At 54.1% G+C, this 22,810-nt stretch carries 19 protein-coding genes and 1 other RNA gene; 12 read left to right on the top strand and 8 right to left on the bottom strand.

The window, feature by feature from the left end; translation table 11 throughout:
* Window positions 1-19: 19 nt before the first annotated feature.
* From agaF to kbaZ, 5 genes are read right to left on the bottom strand one after another with little or no spacing between them, the layout of a single operon-like run.
* Window positions 20-454, bottom strand: a complete 435-nt coding sequence (gene agaF, locus F153LOC_RS09020; RefSeq protein WP_100778780.1) for a PTS galactosamine/N-acetylgalactosamine transporter subunit IIA — start codon at window positions 452-454, stop codon at window positions 20-22.
* A 17-nt stretch (window positions 455-471) separates the two neighbouring features.
* The gene (gene agaE / locus F153LOC_RS09015) at window positions 472-1,350 is read right to left on the bottom strand and encodes a PTS N-acetylgalactosamine transporter subunit IID (protein ID WP_100778781.1); all 879 of its coding nucleotides are present in this window, start codon (window positions 1,348-1,350) and stop codon (window positions 472-474) included.
* Window positions 1,340-2,119: a PTS N-acetylgalactosamine transporter subunit IIC gene (agaW, locus tag F153LOC_RS09010; protein ID WP_102105468.1), complete on the bottom strand. Its 780-nt coding sequence runs from the start codon at window positions 2,117-2,119 to the stop codon at window positions 1,340-1,342. Before agaW ends, agaE begins: the two co-directional genes overlap by 11 nt.
* A 10-nt stretch (window positions 2,120-2,129) precedes the next feature.
* Window positions 2,130-2,603: a PTS N-acetylgalactosamine transporter subunit IIB gene (gene agaV, locus F153LOC_RS09005; protein WP_102105467.1), complete on the bottom strand. Its 474-nt coding sequence runs from the start codon at window positions 2,601-2,603 to the stop codon at window positions 2,130-2,132.
* 19 nt (window positions 2,604-2,622) lie between these two features.
* Window positions 2,623-3,918, bottom strand: coding sequence for a tagatose-bisphosphate aldolase subunit KbaZ (kbaZ, locus tag F153LOC_RS09000; RefSeq protein WP_102105466.1), 1,296 nt, complete (start codon window positions 3,916-3,918; stop codon window positions 2,623-2,625).
* A 250-nt stretch (window positions 3,919-4,168) separates the two neighbouring features.
* Here kbaZ and F153LOC_RS08990 point away from each other — a divergent pair, with 250 nt between their 5' ends.
* Window positions 4,169-4,978 carry a DeoR family transcriptional regulator gene (locus tag F153LOC_RS08990; RefSeq protein ID WP_102105465.1) on the top strand — a complete coding sequence of 270 codons (810 nt, stop codon included), beginning with the start codon at window positions 4,169-4,171 and terminating at the stop codon, window positions 4,976-4,978.
* An 88-nt stretch (window positions 4,979-5,066) separates the two neighbouring features.
* On the opposite strand, the gene garD is transcribed toward F153LOC_RS08990, so the two are convergent.
* Entirely contained in the window at window positions 5,067-6,638 is a 1,572-nt protein-coding gene (gene garD / locus F153LOC_RS08985; RefSeq protein ID WP_102105464.1) for a galactarate dehydratase, read from the bottom strand.
* Between the two features lie 413 nt (window positions 6,639-7,051).
* On the opposite strand from garD, the gene F153LOC_RS08980 reads away from it, so the two are divergent.
* The 11 genes from F153LOC_RS08980 to F153LOC_RS08930 all read left to right on the top strand — a co-directional run bounded on the left by F153LOC_RS08980 (window position 7,052) and on the right by F153LOC_RS08930 (window position 19,917).
* Window positions 7,052-8,386 carry an MFS transporter gene (locus F153LOC_RS08980; RefSeq protein WP_100778793.1) on the top strand — a complete coding sequence of 445 codons (1,335 nt, stop codon included), beginning with the start codon at window positions 7,052-7,054 and terminating at the stop codon, window positions 8,384-8,386.
* 36 nt (window positions 8,387-8,422) lie between these two features.
* Window positions 8,423-9,193 carry a 2-dehydro-3-deoxyglucarate aldolase gene (garL, locus tag F153LOC_RS08975; protein WP_102105463.1) on the top strand — a complete coding sequence of 257 codons (771 nt, stop codon included), beginning with the start codon at window positions 8,423-8,425 and terminating at the stop codon, window positions 9,191-9,193.
* 30 nt (window positions 9,194-9,223) lie between these two features.
* Window positions 9,224-10,114, top strand: coding sequence for a 2-hydroxy-3-oxopropionate reductase (gene garR / locus F153LOC_RS08970; RefSeq protein ID WP_100778795.1), 891 nt, complete (start codon window positions 9,224-9,226; stop codon window positions 10,112-10,114).
* A gap of 97 nt (window positions 10,115-10,211) precedes the next feature.
* The gene (gene garK, locus F153LOC_RS08965) at window positions 10,212-11,357 is read left to right on the top strand and encodes a glycerate 2-kinase (RefSeq protein WP_100778796.1); all 1,146 of its coding nucleotides are present in this window, start codon (window positions 10,212-10,214) and stop codon (window positions 11,355-11,357) included.
* A gap of 32 nt (window positions 11,358-11,389) precedes the next feature.
* Window positions 11,390-11,768: RNase P RNA component class A (rnpB, locus tag F153LOC_RS08960), an RNA gene on the top strand.
* A 664-nt stretch (window positions 11,769-12,432) separates the two neighbouring features.
* On the top strand, window positions 12,433-13,374 hold the full coding sequence (tdcA, locus tag F153LOC_RS08955) for a transcriptional regulator TdcA (protein ID WP_100780813.1): 942 nt from the start codon (window positions 12,433-12,435) through the stop codon (window positions 13,372-13,374).
* A 96-nt stretch (window positions 13,375-13,470) separates the two neighbouring features.
* Complete coding sequence (tdcB, locus tag F153LOC_RS08950) at window positions 13,471-14,460, top strand: bifunctional threonine ammonia-lyase/L-serine ammonia-lyase TdcB (protein ID WP_100780814.1); 990 nt, start codon at window positions 13,471-13,473, stop codon at window positions 14,458-14,460.
* A gap of 13 nt (window positions 14,461-14,473) precedes the next feature.
* Complete coding sequence (tdcC, locus tag F153LOC_RS08945) at window positions 14,474-15,805, top strand: threonine/serine transporter TdcC (protein WP_100778797.1); 1,332 nt, start codon at window positions 14,474-14,476, stop codon at window positions 15,803-15,805.
* Window positions 15,806-15,835: 30 nt separating this feature from the next.
* A complete protein-coding gene (gene tdcD, locus F153LOC_RS08940; RefSeq protein WP_102105462.1) occupies window positions 15,836-17,044 on the top strand; it encodes a propionate kinase in 1,209 nt (402 codons plus the stop codon).
* Between the two features lie 15 nt (window positions 17,045-17,059).
* On the top strand, window positions 17,060-19,354 hold the full coding sequence (pflB, locus tag F153LOC_RS08935; protein ID WP_102105461.1) for a formate C-acetyltransferase: 2,295 nt from the start codon (window positions 17,060-17,062) through the stop codon (window positions 19,352-19,354).
* Window positions 19,355-19,506: 152 nt separating this feature from the next.
* Window positions 19,507-19,917 carry a Spy/CpxP family protein refolding chaperone gene (locus F153LOC_RS08930; RefSeq protein WP_100778800.1) on the top strand — a complete coding sequence of 137 codons (411 nt, stop codon included), beginning with the start codon at window positions 19,507-19,509 and terminating at the stop codon, window positions 19,915-19,917.
* Between the two features lie 84 nt (window positions 19,918-20,001).
* Here F153LOC_RS08930 and F153LOC_RS08925 read toward each other — a convergent pair whose 3' ends face one another.
* A complete protein-coding gene (locus F153LOC_RS08925) occupies window positions 20,002-20,658 on the bottom strand; it encodes a DUF2931 family protein (RefSeq protein WP_102105460.1) in 657 nt (218 codons plus the stop codon).
* The gene (gene tssD, locus F153LOC_RS08920) at window positions 20,655-22,646 is read right to left on the bottom strand and encodes a type VI secretion system tube protein TssD (protein ID WP_102110579.1); all 1,992 of its coding nucleotides are present in this window, start codon (window positions 22,644-22,646) and stop codon (window positions 20,655-20,657) included. Before tssD ends, F153LOC_RS08925 begins: the two co-directional genes overlap by 4 nt.
* Window positions 22,647-22,810 lie beyond the last annotated feature (164 nt).

Below are 22,810 nucleotides of genomic sequence, written 5' to 3'. Positions count from 1 at the left end.
TGAAATGAAAAAGTTGGCGTTAGATCCCTTCCTCAACGGGCTTTTCATCCCGACAGCGCCCCAGCTCATCCACCAGACTCGTCAGGCCGCGATGCCCGCACTCCAGCGCCTGTAAGCGAAAGGCTTCGCTGCTCAGGCCGTCGCGCTCCATCACCATCTCCAGCAGCAGCTGCAAATTGGTGCCAGTGATCACTTCCCAGCCCGGCTTTTCCATTGCCATGGTGGAGGCCACGCGGAAAGGCGTACCGCCCAGCAGATCGGTCAGAAAGACGATATCTTCCGCATCACCCAAATCGGCGATCGCCCGTTCCAGCTGCGAGGTTAGCAGGGCAGTGGTGGACGTTTCGGGAAAGTCGATGGCGACAAACTGCTCCTGCTCACCGAGGATCTGCTTCATCGCTTTTTCCAGCCCGCTGGCAAACCCACCGTGGCCCGTCAAAATAATGCTTAACATCTTAGACCTCTTTGTATTCACAGGAAGTGACAGAATTTACCTACCACACCAAGCACCACCGTAATGCCGATGAGGCGCAACGGGCTCCAGCCACGGCGGACCAGCCAGAACATGGTCAGGGTGTAGACCAGCGGCAGAAACGCAGGCATCAGCTTGTCGATCACGTCGGTTTGCAGTTTCACCACCGCGTCCCCTGCGGTGATCTCAAGCGTGGTATTCAGGCGCACATAGGTGGCAACCAGCGCACCAATTACGGTCATCCCGACGATGGAAGCCGCGTGGCCGACCTTTTTGGTGTTGGCTTTAATCAATGGAATGGCGGCAACGCCCATACGATAAGCATAGTGGGCCAGACCAAAACGTAGACCCAGATGTACCACGTTGAACATCACAATAAACACGACTGCGCCAAGAATTGAGCCTTGCAGCGCAAGACTGGCGCCGATACCGCCGCAAATCGGCAGCAGCGTCAGCCAGAACATGGCATCACCAATCCCGCCGAGCGGCGCGCCCACCGCAATCTTGGTGCTCTGAATGCTGTTCACGTCCTGCTTCGAGCGCTCCATCGCGAGAATAATGCCGATCACAAAGGTCACCAGGAACGGATGGGTGTTGAAGAACCCCATGTGGCCCTTCATGGCGCGCGCCAGATCGCGTTTGTTGCTGTGGATTTTTTTCAGCGCCGGAAGCAGGCCGTACAGCCAGCCTGAGGCCTGCATACGCTCGTAGTTGAACGATGCCTGCAGCAGCATCGAACGCCAGGCCACACGGTTGATATCCTTTTTCGTCAGCTCCGCGCCGATAGTCTGATCTTCATAGATATTTTCGTTCACGCCGGACAGAAGCGTCTCGTCGGTTTCGGAGACGGTCGGCAGGGTGGTTTGATTAGATGCCATCTTCGAATTCCTCTTTCTGGGCGACCGGCGTGGCCGGTTCAGGTGATTTACGCAGAAAATCGATCAGCGCCATCGCCAGCGCTGCTGCAGCAATGGCCAGCACAGGCAGTTTGAGCCAGGCGGCGGCGACAAAACCAAGGATGAAATAGGGGATGTAGACGTTTTTCATCATGATTTTCAGCAGCACGGCAAAACCAATCGCAGGCATGATGCCGCCTGCCACGCCGAGACCGTCAATCAGACGGGCAGGCAGAACATCAATGGCCGTTTTCGCGTGCTCTGCCCCGAAGTAAATCGGCAGGAATGCGCAAAGAAAATAGAAGATCCCCAGTGCCAGGAGTGCCAGATAGTTCACCCGCTCGATCCCGTTGGTGTCGGCGTTCGCCGCCATCCGGTCGCAGCGCGCCATCACGCCGGACATGACCGAGAACAGGAAAGTAATCCCCATCTGAACCGCAACAGCGAACGGCACCGCCACACCAACTGCGACTTCCGGTTTTACGCCCGTGGTAATGGCGAACGTTGTCCCGACAATAGTACCGATAATGACGTTCGGCGGTTGCGCGCCCGCCAGCGGTGCCAGCCCCATCCACACTAATTCCAGCGTCCCGCCGGTCAGAATACCCGTATGCAGATCGCCCAGAATCAGGCCCACCAGCGGCCCAAGCACCACCGGGCGGTGCATATGCGTTAAGCCGTTGAACATATCCAGGCCCGCGATAAAGGCGAGAATGCCCAACGCAAATGCCTGCAACAGACTGATTTCCATTGTGAATCCCTCAGAGTAGTTTAAAGAGATCCAAAGCGGGTTCTGTCGGGATGCCCTGCACGAAGCATTCCACTCCGGCGGCTTTCAGGCCGCTAAATGCCGCAATATCACCGGCGTCGACAGAGACCGTTTTGGCAATTTGTTGTTTGCCATTGGCGTAGTGCATGTTTCCTACATTGATACGTTTCACGGGCACGCCGCCCTCAACGAGGGTCAGGAAATCGGCCGGTGACTTGCAGACCAGCAGGATTTTCTGCCGGTCGGCGGCGCGATGAATGTTGTCGATCACTTTTTGCAGGGACCAGAAACGCACCGCGATCCCCTCCGCCAGCACCATTTCCATCAGGTTTTGCTGGACCGAATCCTCAGCGACGTCATCATTAGCGACCAGCACCAGATTCGCGCCTGCGAACCCCACCCACTGAACGCCGACCTGGCCGTGGATTAAACGTTCATCGATGCGGCATAAGACAATGTTTGGCATGGCATTATCCTCTTCGTTGTTATGCGTTTTGGGACGACGCGCCCTGACAGGCTGCGTGATACTGGCGCAGTATGTCCTGAATGTGGTCGATAATGAGTTCCCGCGGCGTCGCCTTGAGAGCCTCCTCGCGAACTTTTCGATATTGCAGCGGCAGGTACTGGCTCACGAGCGGAAGGGGAATCGGCTCATCCGCCAGATTGCGCACCAGCCGTTCGAAGGCGTCGTCGATCTGACTGTCCGGCCAGTAGTAGCGAACGCGATCCGAATAGCTGTAGCCGCGCGCCAGCCGACGAGCGTTGCCGTCGCCGTGGTAGTGGCTTTGCCAGTATTCCGGGCGGTCAAGCATCACGCTTTCAAGCACCTGACGCAGGCCCGAGCTGGCTTTGGCCGGCAGCAGCTCTTCTTCAATAGCGGCGAGTGAGAACAGCGCTTCGCGCAGGGCGAAGGTGAGAGCCGGGCCAACTTTCAAAATCGCAAAGTGATCTTTTACCAGCTGGCGCAGCGCCTGTGGCGTCTGGTAGTCGGTGGAGTGCGCTTCAAAGACCAGTGAATCCCAGGATGTTGCCATTTCACTGAGCGCAACGGCGTTTTCCGGGCAATAGTCGATCACATGGGTGTGGTCGAACTCAACCCCAGGCTGCACAACCAGCCCGATAATGCGTGGCCAGACTGCGCTCAGCCCCTGTTTTTCAAAGGCGTGGCGATGGGCTTCCAGCGTGGCGCGAGCGGCCTGTGGTGTGGTCACTTCCAGTTCGGTTAGCGACTCGTGAGCACCGCCGGGAACCGGCACTTCTGTGCCAATCACGTACACCAGGTCTGACTCACCAAAGCGCTCGCGGCAGGTCTGTTCGGCGATCTTCGCCAGCCGTGCGGCGCGCTCAGCGACGATGGCGTCCGTGAGCGGCACCGGATCGTCCTCGCATGACATGCTGCAATCGAGGTGGATCTTTGTGAACCCGGCGGCCACGTAGCTTTTGATCAGATCGTCTGCGTTGGCCATCGCTTCACTGGCGGTGAGGTTTTGCCAGCGATTAGGGCCGAGATGATCGCCGCCTAAAATCAGCTGCGACAGGGGGAAATTCAGCCCGCTGGCAAGCTGGCTGACAAAAGCGTGAAAATCGGCGGGTGTCATACCCGTGTAGCCGCCGAACTGATCCACCTGGTTGGAGGTGGCCTCAACCAGCAGGGCGGTGTGATGATCGCGAGCGAAGCGAATCGCGGCTTCAAGTACCAGTGGATGTGCGGAACAGACGGCGTAAATTCCGTTGTCTGCGCCTGCTTTGTGCAATTCCACCATTTCAATAAGATGTTTCACTTTCCTCTCCACGTTGGATGGTTTGAGTGCTAATCTTTCGTTTTATTTCACTTTATACTGCGTTATGGTCTTATAAAAATAAAACGAAAGATAATAGTTTTCCGATCTGTTTCACAAAAGAAACATAATGAAAGGTTTCAGCACGGGGAGAATAGGTTGTCGGAAGCGGGATGGGGCTTGCATTCCCCTAAAAGAAAGGCGTTAATAGATAAAACGAAATGAAACGAAAGATTTTCTTAAAGGAGCTCGCATGAGCAGCACCGAATCCTCCACGGAGAAACGTGTGACCGGCACCAGCGAAAGACGTGAACAAATTATCCAGAGGTTGCGGCAGCAGGGTAGCGTGCAGGTGAACGATCTTTCGCTGCTGTATGGCGTATCAACGGTGACGATCCGCAACGATCTCGCTTTCCTGGAAAAACAGGGTATCGCCGTTCGTGCCTACGGCGGCGCGCTGATCTGCGATGGCAACACGCCGGGGCTGGAGCCTTCCGTCGAAGATAAAAGCTCACTCAATACGGCGGTCAAACGCAGCATCGCCCAGGCGGCAGCCAATCTGATCAAACCGGGTCACCGCATCATTCTCGACTCCGGCACCACGACCTATGAAATTGCGCGCATGTTACGCCAGCATACGGACGTGATCGCCATGACCAACGGCATGAACGTGGCGAATGCGCTGCTGGAAGCGGAAGGCGTCGAGCTGCTGATGACCGGCGGGCATCTGCGTCGTCAGTCGCAGTCGTTCTACGGCGATCAGGCTGAGCAATCGCTGCAAAATTACCATTTCGATCTGCTGTTCCTGGGGGTGGATGCTATCGATACGGACCGTGGCGTCAGTACACACAATGAAGATGAAGCCCGGCTGAACCGTAAGATGTGCGAAGTTGCGGAGCGGATAATCGTGGTGACCGATTCCAGCAAGTTCAATCGCTCAAGCCTGCATAAAATCATCGACACCCCGCGTATCGATATGATCATCACCGACGAAGGTATTCCGACTGAGAGCTTACAGGAGCTTCAGCGTTCGGGGATTGAAGTGGTGCGGGTAAAAGAGTGAGCGCAAATCTGGCCGGGTGGCGTCTGTGCCTTTCCCGGCCTATGGAAACCTTGTGCCCGGTAAGCGTAACGCTACCGGGCACAAGGCATCAGGTCACCGGAGCCGGGTTAAACACCGCCAGCTGGTTGTGTAATCCCCATTGATCGGAGAAGGTTTTTTTACGGCCACTCGCGACATCCAGAATAAAGTGGAACAGCTTCCAGCCCACGTCCTCAATCGTCTCTTCACCCGTCGCAATGGTCCCGGCGTTGATGTCCATTAAGTCATACCAGCGGTTTGCAAGCTCGGTGCGGGTCGCCATTTTGATCACCGGAACCGCCATCAGTCCATACGGCGTGCCGCGTCCGGTAGTGAACACTTGCACCGTAATCCCCGATGCCACCTGCTGCGTGCCGCAGACAAAATCGCTGGCAGGCGTAGCGGCATAAATCAGGCCGCGTTTGGTCGGGCGCTGACCCGGAGAAAGCACTTCGGAGATGGCGCTCTGGCCAGATTTCGCAATCGAGCCAAGGGCTTTTTCGACGACGTTCGCCAGCCCGCCTTTTTTGTTACCCGGCGACGGGTTCGCGCTGCGGTCAGTCTGTCCCATATCGAGATAGTTGTCGTACCAGGCCATCTCTTCCAGCAGGCGCTTGCCCACCTCTTCGTTGATGGCGCGCGGGGTGAGAAGATGAATTGCATCGCGTACTTCGGTCACTTCCGAGAACATGACCGTAGCACCGCAGCGCACAAACAGGTCGGATGCGTAGCCGACCGCCGGGTTGGCGGTCACACCGGAGAAAGCATCGCTGCCGCCGCACTGGGTGCCGACCACCAGTTCAGACGCCGGGCAGGTTTCGCGCTGGCGTTTATTCAGTTTTTCCAGGTGACGCACGGCGACCTGGAGAATATCGTCGACCATGGATTTAAAGCCAACGTGGTGCTCATCCTGCAGACGCACAATGCTGGCGTCATCCACGGCAATCGCCTGGACATCGTCAGTGCCTTGCAGCAGGCGCTCTGGCTGAAGTTTTTCGCAGCCCAGGCCAATCACCATGACCTCGCCGCCAAAATTGGGGTTGAGGGAGATATTATGGATGGTGCGGATGGGTACCACGGCGGCCGGGGCGTTGATCGCCACGCCGCAGCCGTACAGGTGGTTCAGACCCACCACGCCGTCGACGTTCGGGTATTTCGGCAGCAGATCGCGTTCGATGATTTTCACCACATAATCCACTACGCCCGCCACGCAATGCACGCTGGTCGTAATGCCGAGCAGGTTTTTGGTGCCAACGCTGCCATCTTTGTTGCGATAACCTTCGAAGGTGTAGCCTTCCAGCGGCGGCAGCGGTTCCGGTACGCGCGTTGCCAGCGGCAGAGTATTTAGCGGCGGGGCTTTCGGCAGTTCAACGAGTGACTCCTCAATCCAGCTGCCCTGCGGAATCGCACGCACGGCGTAGCCGATGATCTCCCCGTAACGGACGATTTCGCCGTGGGCAGGGATATCGACCAGCGCGACTTTATGGCCCTGGGGAATATGTTCGATGAGTTCAAGGCCATCGGGGAAGCGTGTTCCTGCTCTCAGGCCATTGTCGTTAACAATAATCGCCACGTTATCCGTGTCGTGTACCTTTATATAGAACGCCGTCGGCGACTTTTGTCGAATTTCGATGTCGGCCATTGCTCATTATTCTCCAGTAAAACTTTAGATATTAAATGCAGCTAAGAGAGTGTTTATTTTCTTATTGTCAGAAATAAAGATGCTGCCTTCTTGAATAAAGAATGTCAGGAGTCGAAAGATAAAAATGTGACCGAGATCACTCCGCGAAACCTGCACCCGCGCCACTTGGCAGGCAATGCGTAAATCTGTGCATCAGCGCCCATGCGATTGTGCATATGCTCAAAATAACGTTCATGAAGGCGGTGATAATTGAGCGATGCGACAATGTGCAGGGGCGGACGGATGTTTATACTTAATCACGATTTCATTGCATCTGGTTAATTAACGGATATTGCCTGCTATCGATAAATAATCAGTAAAGACTTTTCCAAAATAATAAAAATACCAAGATCGATGTGCCTGAGGAAATAAACATGTCACTGGAAACAGCTGTAGAAACGAAAAAGGGTATTCATACCCGACATTTAATATTACTGATTATATTTATTGTGACGGCAGTGAACTACGCTGACCGCGCCACGCTGTCGATTGCCGGGACAGAAGTGGCAAAAGAGCTGCAGCTCAGCGCCGTATCCATGGGGTACATCTTCTCCGCGTTTGGCTGGGCGTATCTGCTGATGCAAATCCCCGGCGGCTGGCTGCTGGACAAATTTGGCTCGAAAAAAGTCTACACCTATAGCCTGTTTTTCTGGTCGCTGTTTACCTTCCTGCAGGGCTTTGTCGATCTCTTCCCGCTGGCGTGGGCCGGTATCTCCATGTTCTGTATGCGCTTTATGCTCGGGTTCTCCGAAGCGCCGTCGTTCCCGGCTAACGCCCGTATTGTGGCGGCCTGGTTCCCGACCAAAGAGCGCGGCACCGCCTCGGCGATTTTTAACTCCGCGCAGTATTTCTCGCTGGCACTTTTCTCTCCGCTGCTCGGCTGGCTGACCTTCGCGTGGGGCTGGGAACATGTTTTCACCGTGATGGGTGTCATTGGTTTCATCCTGACGGCGATGTGGGTGAAGTTCATTCATAACCCCACCGATCACCCGCGTATGTCTGCCGAGGAGCTGAAGTTTATCTCTGACGGTGGCGCGGTGGTCGATATGGATCATAAAAAGCCGGGCGATAAAGCGGCGAGTGGTCCAAAGCTGCATTACATCAAACAGTTATTGACCAACCGCATGATGCTGGGCGTATTTTTTGGTCAATACTTTATCAACACCATTACCTGGTTCTTCCTCACCTGGTTCCCGATTTATCTGGTGCAGGAAAAAGGAATGTCGATTTTGAAAGTCGGCATCGTGGCCTCCATCCCGGCGCTGTGTGGTTTTGCGGGCGGCGTGCTGGGCGGTGTGTTCTCGGATCACCTGATTAAAACCGGCAAGTCGATCACCCTGGCGCGTAAGCTGCCGATTGTGCTCGGTATGCTGCTGGCGTCCTCCATTATCCTGTGCAACTACACCAATAACACGGTGCTGGTCGTTGCGCTGATGGCGCTGGCGTTCTTCGGAAAAGGCTTTGGTGCGCTGGGCTGGCCGGTGATTTCCGATACCGCGCCAAAAGAGATTGTGGGCCTGTGTGGTGGCGTGTTCAACGTCTTCGGTAACGTGGCGTCGATTGTCACCCCGCTGGTGATTGGTTATCTGGTGAGTGAACTGCATTCATTCAATGCGGCGCTGGTCTTCGTTGGCTGCTCTGCGCTGATGGCGATGTTCTGCTACCTGTTCGTAGTGGGTGACATCAAGCGTATGGAATTGCAGAAATAAGCGCCTCAACATCACGAATCATTGAAGGTAAAAGCGATGAGTAACGATATTTTCCCGAACAAGTTTAAAGCGGCCCTGGCGGCGAAAGAGATTCAGATTGGCTGCTGGTCTGCGCTGGCAAGCCCGATCAGCACCGAGGTTTTAGGTCTGGCAGGTTTTGACTGGCTGGTGCTCGACGGCGAACATGCGCCGAACGATATCAGCACCTTTATTCCTCAGCTGATGGCGCTGAAAGGCAGCAGCAGCGCGCCGGTGGTGCGTGTACCGACCAACGAACCGGTGATTATTAAGCGCCTGCTGGATATCGGCTTCTATAACTTCCTGATCCCGTTTGTGGAAAGTGTGGAAGAGGCGGTGCAGGCCGTGGCGTCGACCCGCTATCCGCCGGAAGGCATTCGCGGTGTGTCCGTTTCCCATCGCGCCAACATGTTTGGCACCGTGCCGGACTACTTTGCGCTGTCCAACCAGAACATCACCATTCTGGTTCAGATTGAGAGCCAGCATGGCGTGGACAATGTGGATGCCATCGCTGCCACCGACGGCGTGGACGGCATCTTTGTCGGCCCAAGCGATCTGGCTGCGGCGTTGGGCCACCTCGGCAACGCCAACCACCCGGACGTGCAGCGCGCCATTCAACACATTTTCGCTCGAGCGAAAGCTCACAACAAACCGTGCGGCATTCTTGCGCCGGTCGAGGCCGATGCCCGCCGCTATCTGGAGTGGGGCGCCACCTTTGTGGCCGTCGGCAGCGATCTCGGCGTCTTCCGCTCTGCAACGCAGAAATTAGCTGATTCCTTTAAAAAATAACCACCATCGACACGTGAGAGAGAGAACGTTATGACAATGAAAGTTGGTTTTATTGGCCTGGGTATCATGGGTAAACCAATGAGTAAAAACCTCATCAAAGCAGGTTACTCGTTGGTGGTTTCTGACCGTAATCCAGAAGTCATTGCGGAGCTGATTGCCGCCGGTGCCGAAACGGCCCTTACGGCAAAAGCGATTGCCGAGCAGTGCGATGTGGTTATCACCATGCTGCCGAACTCACCCCATGTGCAGGAAGTGGCGCTGGGTGAAAACGGCCTGATCGAAGGCGCGAAGCCGGGCCTGGTACTGATCGACATGAGCTCTATCGCCCCGCTGGCAAGCCGCGAAATCAGCGAAGCGCTGAAAGCGAAAGGCGTGGATATGCTGGACGCGCCAGTAAGCGGCGGCGAGCCAAAAGCCATCGACGGCACCCTGTCGGTGATGGTGGGCGGCGATAAAGCGATTTTCGACAAATATTACGATCTGATGAAAGCGATGGCCGGTTCCGTGGTGCATACGGGTGAAATCGGTGCGGGTAACGTCACTAAGCTTGCGAACCAGGTGATCGTCGCGCTGAACATTGCCGCGATGTCTGAAGCGCTGACGCTGGCGACCAAAGCGGGCGTGAACCCGGATCTGGTGTATCAGGCCATTCGCGGCGGTCTGGCGGGCAGCACCGTGCTGGATGCTAAAGCGCCGATGGTGATGGATCGCAACTTCAAGCCGGGCTTCCGCATTGATCTGCACATTAAAGATCTGGCTAACGCGCTGGACACCTCCCATGGTGTCGGCGCACAGCTGCCGCTGACCGCAGCGGTAATGGAGATGATGCAGGCCCTGCGCGCCGATGGTCTGGGAACGGCGGACCATAGCGCCATTGCCTGCTACTACGAAAAACTGGCGAAAGTGGAAGTCACTCGCTAATGACGTTCTGCCCGGATAGCGCACAGCGATCCGGGCCTACCCTGTAGGCCGGATAAGTGAAACGCCATCCGGCGTTGTGCAGTAACAGGCTACAACTATGAAAATCGTAATCGCCCCTGACTCTTATAAAGAAAGCCTTTCTGCCTCCGAGGTAGCTCAGGCGATAGAAAAAGGTTTTCGGGAAATTTTTCCTGATGCTCAGTATGTGTCTGTGCCGGTCGCTGATGGCGGAGAAGGCACGGTCGAAGCGATGATTGCCGCCACCCAGGGCACAGAGCAACACGCCATTGTCACGGGTCCGCTGGGCGAAAAAGTGAATGCCTGCTGGGGAATGTCCGGCGATGGTGCAACGGCGATTATCGAAATGGCCGCTGCCAGCGGCCTGGCGCTGGTGCCCCTGGCGCAGCGTAACCCGCTGATTACCACCTCTCGCGGCACGGGCGAACTGATTCTGAACGCGCTGGATAAAGGCGCGCGCAACATTATTATTGGCATTGGCGGCAGCGCGACCAACGACGGAGGTGCCGGTATGGTGCAGGCTCTGGGCGCGAAGCTGTGTGATGCCAACGGCACGGAGATCGGCTACGGCGGCGGCAGCCTGATGGCGCTGAACAGTATCGACATTTCCGGTCTGGACCCGCGCTTAAAAGGCTGCACGATTCGCGTGGCCTGTGACGTCACCAATCCGCTGATCGGTGAGAATGGCGCATCACGCATTTTTGGTCCGCAAAAAGGGGCCGATGAGGCGAAAATCGTCGAACTCGATCGCAATCTCAGCCATTTTGCTGACGTGATTAAGAAATCCCTGTCGATTGACGTTAAAAACGTCCCTGGCTCCGGCGCGGCAGGGGGAATGGGCGCGGCGCTGATGGCGTTTCTCGGCGCGGAGTTGCGCAGTGGGATTGAGATTGTCACCCAGGCGCTGAACCTCGAAGAACATATCCACGACTGCACCCTGGTGCTCACGGGCGAAGGGCGGCTCGACAGCCAGAGCATTCACGGCAAGGTGCCGGTTGGCGTGGCGAACGTCGCCAAAAAATACCATAAACCAGTAATCGGCATTGCAGGCTGTTTGACCAGCGACGTTGGTGTGGTGCATCAGTACGGTATCGATGCGGTGTTCAGCGTGCTGAACAGCATTGGCTCGCTGGAAGAGGCCTTCCGTGGGGCGTTTGATAACATTTATCGCTCGTCACGCAACATCGCAGCGACTTTGCAGGTGGGGATGCGCACGCAAGGGTGACAGCGGCGCCTAAACCCTCTATACTTCGCGCCGAAGCTGACCAGACAGTCGCCGCTTCGTCGTCGTCCCCTTTCGGGGGGAGACGGGCGGAGGGGAGGAAAGTCCGGGCTCCATAGGGCAGGGTGCCAGGTAACGCCTGGGGGGGAAACCCACGACCAGTGCAACAGAGAGCAAACCGCCGATGGCCCGCGCAAGCGGGATCAGGTAAGGGTGAAAGGGTGCGGTAAGAGCGCACCGCGCGGCTGGCAACAGTCCGTGGCACGGTAAACTCCACCCGGAGCAAGGCCAAATAGGGGTTCACAAGGTACGGCCCGTACTGAACCCGGGTAGGCTGCTTGAGCCAGTGAGCGATTGCTGGCCTAGATGAATGACTGTCCACGACAGAACCCGGCTTATCGGTCAGCTTCAACTATTAAGAAAACCCCGCTTCGGCGGGGTTTTTGCTTTTTGCTCCTCACCACCGCCTTCGTGAAACCGAACGAATTCCCATTTTTGCGACAATAAGCACATTTCACTGCTTTTGAGTGAAATGATGTTTTTTTACCGAGATTAGAGATCGCATTCACAAAATTACGCGCTAAAAAATCGCCATTTCGCAGTGTTGACTTGATGTTACTGCTGTTGCTGAAATGTGTCTTCTTTATGGCGTATAAATTAATGAAATCTTTCCTTTCAATACATTTGCCCTGTGAATGTGTGATGCCCTCGACGCTTTTTCCCCTGCGGGCAAATATTTATTAACTTATTTGATAATATACAAAAATGTTTAAAGCAAATAACGTCTATTTATTCGCCTTTAATTGCCTGAAATATCACCTTTATTCCCTCTGGTTTATTGCCATAAATAGATCGTGGTTATCGCCATAAAATTAATTTATCTCCCTGAGATTTATTGATCAATATCAGACGTTTTATTGATAAGGCAAATGATAAACCTATGATTTATATATGTTAATTGGTGATTTTGTGAGGGTGTAACTGGTATGAAAAAGTAATCTGTGAGTAACAGCACATACCCTCGTCATCAATAATGGGTAGAATCCTGCCACGGATAAGGAAATAAGAGCAGAATATGATGAGCACTATTATTCTACCGAAAACACAACATTTAGTTGTATTTCAGGAAGTCATTAAAAGTGGATCTATTGGTTCTGCCGCCCGTCAACTTGGCCTGACTCAACCGGCCGTCAGCAAAATCATTAACGATATCGAATCCTACTTTGGTGTCGAACTGATTGTGCGCAAGAACACCGGCGTGAAGCTGACCAGCGCAGGGCAAACGTTGCTCGCGTACTCCGAGTCCATCACCCGCGAAATGAAGAATATGGTCAGTGAGATGAACAACCTGAGCTTCAGCACCGTCATCGACGTTTCGTTCGGCTATCCGTCGTTGATTGGTTTTACGTTCCTCTCCAGCATGATCAAAAAATTCAAAGAAGTGTTCCCGAAAGCGCGAGTCTCGATGTTTGAAGCACAGCTCTCCTCGTTCCTGCCTGCCATCCGCGATGGGCGACTGGATTTCGCCATCGGCACCCTGAGTGATGAAATGCTGTTACAGGATCTGCACGTTGAGCCACTGTTTGAATCGGAATTTGTGCTGGTGGCCAGTAAAACGCGAACGTGCACCGGAACGACGACACTGGCATCGCTCACCAACGAGCAGTGGGTGATGCCGCAAACCGATATGGGCTACTACAAAGAATTATTAACCACTCTCCAGAACAACCACATCAGCATCGAAAACATCGTCCAGACCGATTCCGTCGTCACCATCTATAACCTGGTTCTCAACGCCGATTATCTCACCGTGATCCCAAGAGACATGATTACGCCATTCGGTTCCGACCAGTTTGTCGTACTGCCCGTGGAAGATGAATTACCCATTGCACGTTATGCCGCCGTCTGGTCAAAAAATTATCGTATTAAAAAATCCGCTTCGGTATTAGTGGAGTTGGCGAAGCAATATTCCGCGCAAAACAGTGAAAGGCGAAAACAGCTCACCATAACTGAACAATGAATTGAGACGTACCATTATAAAACACCCGGTGAGGGAATTCCCTCGCTGACACCCAGACTTTGCTTACAGAATATGAATTATTATAAAGAGGATTATATGCACATTACTTACGATCTTCCGGTAACGATTGAAGAAATACAAGATGCCCGCAAACGACTGGCTGGTAAAATTTATAAAACCGGCATGCCGCGTTCTAATTATCTGAGCGAGCGCTGCAAAGGCGAAATTTTCCTGAAGTTTGAAAATATGCAGCGCACCGGTTCGTTTAAAATTCGTGGTGCTTTTAACAAATTAAGCTCCTTAACCGAAGCTGAACGCCGCAAAGGTGTGGTGGCGTGTTCCGCCGGTAACCATGCTCAGGGTGTGTCGCTCTCCTGCGCCATGCTCGGTATTGACGGCAAAGTTGTCATGCCGATGGGCGCGCCAAAATCGAAAGTGGCCGCCACGCGTGATTACTCCGCCGAAGTGGTACTGCACGGTGAGAACTTTAACGACACTATCGCCAAAGTCAGCGAAATCGTCGAGCAGGAAGGGCGCATCTTTATTCCGCCGTATGACGACGTCAAAGTGATTGCCGGACAGGGCACCATTGGTCTTGAAATTCTCGAAGACTTATATGATGTCGATAACGTGATTGTCCCTATCGGCGGCGGCGGATTAATCGCCGGGATCGCCACGGCCATTAAATCCATCAACCCGACCATTAATATTATCGGTGTGCAGTCCGAAAATGTGCACGGTATGGCGGCGTCTTACTACGCCGGAGAAATTATGAATCACCGTACCACCGGCACATTAGCCGACGGTTGCGATGTTTCTCGTCCAGGTAATTTAACCTTCGAAATTGTTCGTGAATTAGTCGACGACATCGTGTTGGTGAGCGAAGACGATATTCGTAACAGCATGGTCGCACTGATCCAACGAAATAAAGTGGTGACAGAAGGGGCTGGCGCACTGGCAACGGCTGCATTATTAAGCGGAAAACTGGATCATTATATTCAGGGGCGCAAAACGGTTAGTATTATTTCCGGCGGCAATATCGACCTTTCCCGCGTTTCCCAAATTACCGGCCTCGTTGATGCATAAATAAGGATAAATTATGAGCAACTCTGAAACTATCATTGCCAGTCAGACAAAAACGTCTTCCTGGCGAAAATCAGATACCACCTGGACACTGGGGCTGTTCGGTACGGCAATCGGCGCGGGCGTGCTGTTCTTCCCGATTCGCGCGGGCTTTGGCGGGCTGATACCGATTCTGCTGATGCTGCTGCTGGCCTATCCTATTGCTTTCTATTGCCACCGCGCGCTGGCGCGTCTGTGCCTGTCCGGCAGCAATCCGTCCGGCAACATTACCGAGACGGTGGAAGAGCATTTTGGTAAGACTGGCGGGGTGGTGATCACCTTCCTCTACTTCTTTGCGATTTGCCCGCTGCTGTGGATTTACGGCGTTACCATTACAAACACCTTTATGACCTTCTGGGAAAACCAGCTCCAGCTTCCCGCACTGAACCGTGGCTTTGTGGCCCTGTTCCTGCTGCTGCTGATGGCATTCGTTATCTGGTTTGGTAAAGACCTGATGGTGAAAGTGATGAGCTTCCTGGTCTTCCCGTTCATCGCCAGCCTGGTGCTGATCTCCCTGTCCCTGATCCCTTACTGGAACTCGGCGGTTATTGACCAGGTTAACCTGAGCGACATCTCCTTCACCGGGCACGATGGCATTCTGGTCACCGTCTGGCTGGGGATTTCCATCATGGTCTTCTCCTTCAACTTCTCGCCAATCGTCTCATCGTTCGTGGTGTCGAAACGTGAAGAGTACGAAGGCGAATTCGGTAAAGAGTTCACCGAGCAGAAATGTTCCAAAATTATCGGTCGCGCCAGCATGCTGATGGTGGCGGTGGTGATGTTCTTCGCCTTTAGCTGCCTGTTCACACTCTCTCCGCAGAACATGGCGGAAGCCAAAGCGCAGAACATTCCGGTGCTTTCTTACCTGGCCAACCACTTTGCTTCGCTCTCCGGGACCAAATCGACCTTCGCCACCGTGCTGGAGTACGGCGCGTCGATCATCGCTCTGGTTGCCATTTTCAAATCCTTCTTCGGCCACTACCTGGGCACGCTGGAAGGGCTGAACGGACTGGTCCTGAAGTTTGGTTACAAAGGCGATAAGAAGAAAGTTTCCGTCGGCAAACTGAACACCATCAGCATGATCTTCATCATGGGCTCCACCTGGGTCGTGGCGTACGCCAACCCGAACATTCTGGACCTGATTGAAGCGATGGGTGCGCCGATTATCGCCTCTCTGCTGTGCCTGCTGCCGATGTATGCCATCCGCAAAACGCCAGCGCTGGCGAAATACAAAGGCAGAACCGAGAACATCTTTGTGACGGCGATTGGCCTGCTGACCATTCTGAATATCGTATACAAACTTTTCTGATTCAAAGCTCAGGATGAGCGGAGTGAAGACATGAATGAATTTCCGGTTGTATTGGTCATTAACTGTGGATCGTCATCTGTGAAGTTTTCGGTGCTGGACGCAGCGAGCTGTGACGCGCTGATGACCGGTATTGCAGATGGCGTGAACACTGAAAGTGCCTTTATATCCGTGAACGGGAGCGAGCCAGTCACCCTGGCTCGCAAGGACTACGAAGGGGCGCTGGCTGCCATCGCCCTGGAGCTGGAAAAGCGCGATTTGATGAGCAGCGTGGCCTTAATTGGCCACCGCATCGCTCACGGTGGCAGCCTGTTCAGCGAGTCCACCCTGATCACCGATAAGGTCATCGATCAGATTCGTCAGGTTTCGCCTTTGGCCCCGCTGCACAACTACGCCAATCTCAGCGGCGTGGAAGCGGCTCAGCAGCTGTTCCCCGGCGTGCAGCAGGTCGCGGTGTTTGATACCAGCTTCCACCAGACGCTCGCGCCCGAGGCCTATCTTTACGGCCTGCCGTACCGCTTCTTCGAAGAGCTGGGCGTGCGCCGCTACGGATTCCACGGCACATCGCATCGCTATGTTTCGCAACAGGCGTATTCGCTGCTGAATATTGCCGAAGCCGATAGCGGGCTGGTGATTGCACACTTGGGCAACGGGGCGTCGATTTGCGCGGTCCGTAACGGGCACAGCGTGGACACCTCCATGGGCATGACGCCGCTGGAAGGGCTGGTGATGGGGACGCGCTGCGGCGATGTCGATTTTGGCGCGATGGCGTGGATTGCACAGCAAACCGGGCAAACGCTGGAGGATCTTGAGCGCGTGGTGAATAAAGAGTCAGGTTTGCTGGGGCTTTCCGGCCTCTCGTCTGATTTACGCACGCTAGAAAAAGCCTGGCACGACGGTCACGAGCGCGCCCGCCTCGCGATTGAGACTTTTGTTCATCGCATCGCTCGCCATATCGCCGGTCACGCCGCCTCCCTGCACCGTCTGGACGGCGTGGTCTTTACGGGAGGAATTGGTGAAAACTCCAGACTGATACGCCAACTGGTAGCCGATCGCCTGAAGGTTTTCGGAATCGAGCTGGATGAGCAGAAAAATGCCCTGCCGGGTAGCGAGGGTGAGCGCATCATCTCCGCTGACACCTCCCGCGTGCCGTGCGCCGTGATCCCAACCAACGAAGAAAAAATGATCGCACTGGATGCCCTCCGTCTTGGAAAGGTCCGTCTGGCTGCGGAAATCGCCTGACACAGAGAGAAACTCATGAAGGTAAATATCGATATTCGTGTCGCTCCCTACAGCGACGCGTGGGCCGGCTTTTGCGGAAATGACTGGCAGGAAAGCATTAATGTGCGGGATTTCATCCAGCAAAACTACACCCCGTACGAGGGTGATGAGCACTTTTTAGCGCCTGCCACGCCAGCCACCACGGCGCTGTGGAAGAAGGTAATGGAGGGGATTCGTCAGGAGAACGCTACTCACGCTCCCGTTGATTTCGACACCAACGTCGCGACCACCATTACCGCTCACGGGCCGGGCTATATTGAGAAAGAGCTGGAAACGATCGTCGGCCTGCAAACGGATCGTCCGCTGAAACGCGCCCTGCATCCGTATGGCGGGATCAACATGATCCGCAGCTCGTTTGAAGCCTACGGACGCGAGATGGACCCGCAGTTCGAGTATCTCTTCACCCATCTGCGCAAAACCCATAACCAGGGCGTGTTTGACGTCTACTCGCCGGAGATGATGCGTTGCCGTAAATCCGGCGTGCTTACCGGTCTGCCGGACGGATACGGGCGCGGACGCATTATTGGCGACTATCGCCGCGTGGCGCTGTACGGCATCAGCTATCTGGTGCGCGAACGTGAACTGCAGTTTGCCGATCTGCAGCCGAAAATGGAGCGCGGTGAGGAGCTGGAGGCGACCATTCGCCTGCGCGAGGAGTTGTCTGAGCACCGCCGAGCACTGCTGCAAATCCAGGAGATGGCGGCGAAATACGGGTGTGATATCTCACGTCCAGCCATGAACGCTCAGGAAGCGGTGCAGTGGCTCTACTTTGCCTATCTGGCGGCGGTGAAATCGCAAAACGGCGGGGCGATGTCCCTGGGCCGCACTGCGACATTCCTTGATATCTATATCGAACGTGACATGAAGGCCGGGCGCCTGAATGAGCAACAGGCTCAGGAGCTGATCGACCATTTCATCATGAAGATCCGCATGGTGCGCTTCCTGCGTACCCCGGAATTCGACACACTCTTCTCGGGCGATCCGATCTGGGCCACGGAAGTAATCGGCGGGATGGGGCTGGATGGGCGTACGCTGGTCAGCAAATCCTCGTTCCGCTATCTGCACACGCTCAATACCATGGGGCCTGCTCCGGAGCCAAACCTGACGATTCTGTGGTCAGAACAGCTGCCGATTGCCTTCAAAAAATATGCCGCGCAGATGTCGATCGCCACCTCCTCGTTGCAGTATGAAAACGACGATCTGATGCGCGCCGATTTCGACAGCGATGACTACGCCATCGCCTGCTGCGTCAGCCCGATGGTGATTGGCAAGCAGATGCAGTTCTTCGGTGCGCGCGCCAACCTCGCCAAAACGCTGCTGTATGCAATCAACGGCGGGGTGGATGAGAAACTGAAAATCCAGGTCGGACCTAAAACCGAGCCACTGCTGGATGACGTGCTGGATTACGACACCGTGATGGCGAGCCTTGACCACTTTATGGACTGGCTGGCGGTGCAGTACATCAGCGCCCTGAACCTTATCCACTTTATGCACGACAAATACAGCTACGAAGCTTCCCTGATGGCCCTGCACGACCGCGACGTGCATCGCACAATGGCCTGCGGGATCGCGGGCCTGTCGGTGGCAGCGGATTCCCTGGCGGCGATTAAGTACGCGACGGTGAAACCGGTGCGCGACCATACGGGCCTGGCCGTCGACTTCGTGATTGAAGGGGAGTATCCGCAGTACGGTAACAACGACGATCGTGTGGACAGCATCGCCTGCGATTTGGTTGAGCGCTTTATGAAGAAAATTCAGGCGCTGCCAACCTACCGCAACGCCGTGCCGACTCAGTCGATTCTGACCATCACCTCAAACGTGGTGTACGGCCAGAAAACGGGTAACACCCCGGACGGACGTCGCGGCGGCACACCGTTTGCGCCGGGCGCGAACCCGATGCACGGACGCGATCGCAAAGGGGCGGTAGCGTCGTTAACGTCTGTTGCGAAATTGCCGTTCACCTACGCCAAGGACGGGATCTCTTACACCTTCTCGATTGTGCCGCAGGCGCTGGGCAAAGACGAAGGGGTACGTAAAACCAACCTTGTCGGCCTGCTGGACGGGTATTTCCACCACGAGGCGGCCATCGAAGGCGGGCAGCATCTGAACGTCAACGTCATGAACCGGGAAATGCTGATGGATGCCATTGAACATCCAGAGAATTATCCAAACCTGACGATCCGCGTTTCGGGCTATGCGGTGCGCTTTAACGCTCTGACGCGCGAGCAGCAGCAGGACGTTATTTCACGAACCTTTACCCAGGCCATTTAAGCCAACACCCGTGACCACGCCCCCTTCGCTGAAGGGGGCTTTTTTTTGCCCGCTGCACATACAAATTTGTTTATATAATTGATCACACATCTTCATCCGGTCTTGAAAAACAATGCACCTGCTTTTCCCTCTCCCAATTTAAGGACAGTAAGATGATGAAAATGACCCGTATCGCTCTGCTCGCGCTTTCACTGGCGGGTGGTAGTTTTGCAGCGCAGGCGGCAAACGTTGAAGCCGCACCGTCCCCCTCACAAGATCCTCTTGTTCAGCATCTGAAACTCAGCAACGATCAGGTGAAGAAAATTGAAGATCTGCATCAGAAACTGGAAGACAACGTCAGCAAAATCCCGATGACCGGCGTAAAAGATGGCGCGCTGGTGGATATGTTCCAGGCAGGAAAATGGGATGAAAGCGTGGTGAAAAACCAGCTCGCGGCCTTCAGCAAGGTGGAAGAGCAGGCGCGTTATTACCGCGTGAAATACTACTTCGACGTCAGCCAGGTGCTCACGCCGGAACAGCGTAAGCAGATCAAAACGGATATGGCGAACGCGCTGAGCGAATAATTCGATGCCCGCGTTTGTCGCGGGCGTTTATGGGATGTTTGCTGATGATTTATTCTTTTGGACTGATTAAAAGAGCGTGTTAATTCACCATTCACCGTAGGGGTAGGTTTTGCCTTTAATGAATTCAGGCGTTTCTCCATAGTAGAGATAGCCATTGGGGTGCTGAGTGATCCCTTTACAGCCGTCTAGTTTATCGACCGACAGCGTAGAGATCTTTGTTGGTTCTATGGGCAAGTTATCGCCACCGGCGGTATTTTGCAGCCAGACTCTAACTTTACCTTCTGGGGCAAGACCAAAAAGAATCGTGCTGTACCACGCTTTTTCTCCAAACATGTCTATTCCCGTCGAGATGTACATTTTTTTTCTCATAGACTCAGGGAATGTAATCCGCGTTTCATACGTTTTTTTATCGATGACTGAATCCCAGCAAAACAACATCGTCACGGGCGGATGGCGGGCTTTATTAAACTGCGCAAAACGCATATAACGTTTATCCCATTGCCCTACGCTGGAATAATCATTCTCCACGCTATCAAGTGTTTTGAATGAATAGATAACCTTTTTGTCATCAATGAAACCAACGTAAGTGACATCAGCAGGCAACGCTTTTGGTGTAAAAAAAGCGAAGCCCAACATGCCAAACGGCATTTCGCCAGTGTCTTCTGGCGTTGAGGGGGCACCATAATGGCAGCCTGTTGTCGTCAGCATCAGCGCAAGGAAGAATAGTTTTCCATATCTCATCGTTTATTGCCGTCCATGTTGTAGGTTGTGCGCTGCCAGTTTTCATCTGGCCGGTTTACAAAACTAAGGATCTCCGACACAGAGGTGCCACCGTAGGGCTTCCTTTTGCTATCAAGTACAATGCTATTCCAGTTTGCTGAGCAGTGTATGTAGCTTTGAGCAACAAGGTCGTTTTCAGCGACTGTGAAGGAAGGTGTCGATTTACCTAAACGTGCCGCTTTGCTGGAGGTGATAGCTTTATCACAAAGGGGCATAAGTTCTGCTGGAAGAGCGTATTCAGGTTTAGTTGAATCGATCGACTCAAACTCCACCCCCGCATCCTGCGCGGCATCGATCATTACCCGCAGCACCACCTTCGACCAGTCGTTCTTCACGATCCGTTTTTTCATTGTCAGAGCAGCAAATGCGCGCTTCTGCATCCCGTCTCTTGGATGGGAAGGCATTCTCGTGTCCTCCCAGGCGTCAGCTGTAATGTCATTAGTGCGAATGAGCGGTGCCGCGACCGCAGAGGATTCGAGTATCGATAGCTGTTTCATGGCATGTCTGTAAGTTCGCGTATCCGCCAGCGGGGTATCCAGCGGCACGGTGACTGCTTCCGGTCGGGTCAGGTAGATGTTTTCCCGTGTCGCAGGCAGGTAGCCGCCGCCAATATCGGAATGCGCGCCGGGCAGAGCCAGCTCCGGCCACGCGGGTTGCACGCTGTTCAGGGCGAAGTTAAAGCGGCACTCGTGCTGCGCCGTGATATGGAAGACTTTCTCCGCCACGCCGGGACGCAACACGATATTCACGTCACCGGTATTCGCTGTGTGCGGGTTGAGACCATTTTGCGGTGTCCCAATGGCGGCGACGGTATCGAAAATACCGATAAATCGCGTTTTCCCGGCCGGTGCGCCAGCGTATTCGACATCATTCATTCCGTAGCGAATCGCATTGATAATGTCCCGATCTTCCGTCTGAATGCGATTGGCAAAGTGGCGTGCCGCTGCTGCGCCGCGACTAAATCCGAAGATATCGAACTGGAAGGAGGTGACCTTAACCACACACCCATGCATTTTTTGCTGCAACTTGCGCAGAGCATCCTTTATCGCCTCTGCAATCTGCTTCACCGCAAGGTCCGTCTTCGCGATCACCCCCGTATCGGCCACGCCTAAACTCAGGCCAATCATGCTGTCTGGTCTGCCGGCTTCGGTGCCGATCCCCTCCACATAAATGGCCGCCTGCGCCTGCCCTGATTCAATGGGGAGATCCGTTTTGTACAACGTATTTAACCAGTGAATATTGGTATACCCGCCGGTATAGCTGGTGGCCCCTGTACCGGAGACGCCCATCTGCTCCTGCGCCATGCGGGCAAGAATGCTTTCTGCATCCGGATCAGAAATGTCAAAGTGCGCGGCGGTACAGGCGGCGAGCATGTTTTGCGTGTTCACGGCGTTATTACCGGTTCCATCAAAAAAAACACCGAGCGTCAGGGTAATATTGCGTTTTTCAGGTTTTTTTATTTCATCGGCTGGAAACAGTTGGTTATAGGCGTCAGGCAGGAGCAGATTGCTGAACTCTGTATTCGCAATAAGATGTTTACTGCGAATATATTCATAACTCACAGTGATACTTTCCGTATCCAGACTGTCTTTCTTATGCGAGCTGGATATCCCCTGAATCGACGCCCCGCGCAGTTCGATATGATAATATTTTTCCTGACGGCCGAAGCGGTTAGTACGGTAATAATCAAAACTGAGCCGCAGTTTTTCATTCTCATTAATGGCGGTAGTCAGGAGTGGCGAGCTTTTGTCGGTGGGTTTGGTGAAGCGCAAGCCCTGATGATGCACGCCGCCAGCGGTGCTGACGTTGCTGGAGGATAGCTGATAAACCAGAATTTCGTTTTCATGGCGATACTGAAAGCGATTACCAATAGATTTTTCTGTTCCACAACCTGCGGATATTTCCCCCTGACGCTCACCCGTCAGCGTTAAATAGATTATGTTGCTCAATCAATGATGTCCTTATCATTATTTAACAAAATGTATTGCGACAATTAATTATGCGGATGAGGAGTGTAGCCTTTTTAATTCACTCAATAATGTCGTCAAAGTCATGGAATTAAAAAGTAAATATTATGACGCGTGAAATTTCCCGCAGGGAAATGTCGAGGTAA

The sequence above is a fragment of the Lelliottia sp. F153 genome, assembly GCF_002870005.1.
Classification (GTDB): domain Bacteria; phylum Pseudomonadota; class Gammaproteobacteria; order Enterobacterales; family Enterobacteriaceae; genus Enterobacter; species Enterobacter nimipressuralis.
This window is presented reverse-complemented; position numbering and strand designations above follow the sequence as displayed.

Bases quoted from the DNA above. Each gene is read 5' to 3' on its own strand.
- agaF (WP_100778780.1), bottom strand. From the start codon at position 454: ATGTTAAGCATTATTTTGACGGGCCACGGTGGGTTTGCCAGCGGGCTG.
- agaE (WP_100778781.1), bottom strand. From the start codon at position 1,350: ATGGCATCTAATCAAACCACCCTGCCGACCGTCTCCGAAACCGACGAG.
- agaW (WP_102105468.1), bottom strand. From the start codon at position 2,119: ATGGAAATCAGTCTGTTGCAGGCATTTGCGTTGGGCATTCTCGCCTTT.
- agaV (WP_102105467.1), bottom strand. From the start codon at position 2,603: ATGCCAAACATTGTCTTATGCCGCATCGATGAACGTTTAATCCACGGC.
- F153LOC_RS08990 (WP_102105465.1), top strand. From the start codon at position 4,169: ATGAGCAGCACCGAATCCTCCACGGAGAAACGTGTGACCGGCACCAGC.
- garD (WP_102105464.1), bottom strand. From the start codon at position 6,638: ATGGCCGACATCGAAATTCGACAAAAGTCGCCGACGGCGTTCTATATA.
- F153LOC_RS08980 (WP_100778793.1), top strand. From the start codon at position 7,052: ATGTCACTGGAAACAGCTGTAGAAACGAAAAAGGGTATTCATACCCGA.
- garL (WP_102105463.1), top strand. From the start codon at position 8,423: ATGAGTAACGATATTTTCCCGAACAAGTTTAAAGCGGCCCTGGCGGCG.
- garR (WP_100778795.1), top strand. From the start codon at position 9,224: ATGACAATGAAAGTTGGTTTTATTGGCCTGGGTATCATGGGTAAACCA.
- garK (WP_100778796.1), top strand. From the start codon at position 10,212: ATGAAAATCGTAATCGCCCCTGACTCTTATAAAGAAAGCCTTTCTGCC.
- tdcA (WP_100780813.1), top strand. From the start codon at position 12,433: ATGAGCACTATTATTCTACCGAAAACACAACATTTAGTTGTATTTCAG.
- tdcB (WP_100780814.1), top strand. From the start codon at position 13,471: ATGCACATTACTTACGATCTTCCGGTAACGATTGAAGAAATACAAGAT.
- tdcC (WP_100778797.1), top strand. From the start codon at position 14,474: ATGAGCAACTCTGAAACTATCATTGCCAGTCAGACAAAAACGTCTTCC.
- tdcD (WP_102105462.1), top strand. From the start codon at position 15,836: ATGAATGAATTTCCGGTTGTATTGGTCATTAACTGTGGATCGTCATCT.
- pflB (WP_102105461.1), top strand. From the start codon at position 17,060: ATGAAGGTAAATATCGATATTCGTGTCGCTCCCTACAGCGACGCGTGG.
- F153LOC_RS08930 (WP_100778800.1), top strand. From the start codon at position 19,507: ATGATGAAAATGACCCGTATCGCTCTGCTCGCGCTTTCACTGGCGGGT.
- F153LOC_RS08925 (WP_102105460.1), bottom strand. From the start codon at position 20,658: ATGAGATATGGAAAACTATTCTTCCTTGCGCTGATGCTGACGACAACA.